Annotated in this window: 1 rRNA gene; it reads left to right on the top strand. The window is 53.0% G+C overall.

Annotation, left to right across the window (positions count from 1 at the left end):
• Positions 1-29 precede the first annotated feature (29 nt).
• Positions 30-1,613: ribosomal RNA gene (locus WA302_RS25135) — 23S ribosomal RNA — on the top strand; the annotation flags it as partial.

Here is a 1,613-nt window from a genome sequence, read left to right as displayed (position 1 = left end):
CGAACGATGGAAACATCTTCGGGTTGTGAGGTTAAGTGACTAAGCGTACACGGTGGATGCCTAGGCAGTCAGAGGCGATGAAGGGCGTGCTAATCTGCGAAAAGCGTCGGTAAGGTGATATGAACCGTTATAACCGGCGATACCCGAATGGGGAAACCCAGTGTGTTTCGACACACTATCATGTCATGAATACATAGTGGCATGAGGCGAACCGGGGGAACTGAAACATCTAAGTACCCCGAGGAAAAGAAATCAACCGAGATTCCCCCAGTAGCGGCGAGCGAACGGGGAGGAGCCCAGAACCTGAATCGGCTTGTGTGTTAGTGGAAGCGTCTGGAAAGTCGCGCAGCAAAGGGTGATAGCCCCGTACACTAAAATGCACAGGTCGTGAGTTCGATGAGTAGGGCGGGACACGTGACATCCTGTCTGAATATGGGGGGACCATCCTCCAAGGCTAAATACTCCTGACTGACCGATAGTGAACCAGTACCGTGAGGGAAAGGCGAAAAGAACCCCGGCGAGGGGAGTGAAATAGAACCTGAAACCGTGTACGTACAAGCAGTGGGAGCACCTTCGTGGTGTGACTGCGTACCTTTTGTATAATGGGTCAGCGACTTATATTTTGTAGCAAGGTTAACCGTATAGGGGAGCCGTAGGGAAACCGAGTCTTAACTGGGCGATTAGTTGCAAGGTATAGACCCGAAACCCGGTGATCTAGCCATGGGCAGGTTGAAGGTTGGGTAACACTAACTGGAGGACCGAACCGACTAATGTTGAAAAATTAGCGGATGACTTGTGGCTGGGGGTGAAAGGCCAATCAAACCGGGAGATAGCTGGTTCTCCCCGAAAGCTATTTAGGTAGCGCCTCGTGAACTCATCTTCGGGGGTAGAGCACTGTTTCGGCTAGGGGGCCATCCCGGCTTACCAAACCGATGCAAACTCCGAATACCGAAGAATGTTATCACGGGAGACACACGGCGGGTGCTAACGTCCGTCGTGAAGAGGGAAACAACCCAGACCGCCAGCTAAGGTCCCAAAGTCATGGTTAAGTGGGAAACGATGTGGGAAGGCATAGACAGCCAGGATGTTGGCTTAGAAGCAGCCATCATTTAAAGAAAGCGTAATAGCTCACTGGTCGAGTCGGCCTGCGCGGAAGATGTAACGGGGCTAAACCATGCACCGAAGCTGCGGCAGCGACGCTTAGGCGTTGTTGGGTAGGGGAGCGTTCTGTAAGCCGTTGAAGGTGGCCTGTGAGGGTTGCTGGAGGTATCAGAAGTGCGAATGCTGACATAAGTAACGATAAAGCGGGTGAAAAGCCCGCTCGCCGGAAGACCAAGGGTTCCTGTCCAACGTTAATCGGGGCAGGGTGAGTCGACCCCTAAGGCGAGGCTGAAAAGCGTAGTCGATGGGAAACAGGTTAATATTCCTGTACTTGGTGTTACTGCGAAGGGGGGACGGAGAAGGCTAGGCTAGCCGGGCGACGGTTGTCCCGGTTTAAGCGTGTAGGGGGTGTGACCTGGTAAATCCGGTTGCATATCAACCCTGAGGCGTGATGACGATGCACTACGGTGCAGAAGTAGTTGATGCCCTGCTTCCAGGAAAATCCTCTAAGC

This window comes from Serratia sp. 201 (genome assembly GCF_037027545.1).
Lineage (GTDB): Bacteria > Pseudomonadota > Gammaproteobacteria > Enterobacterales > Enterobacteriaceae > Serratia > Serratia bockelmannii.
Note: the sequence above shows the minus strand (reverse complement) of the source record. Positions and strands in the feature narration are given on the sequence as shown.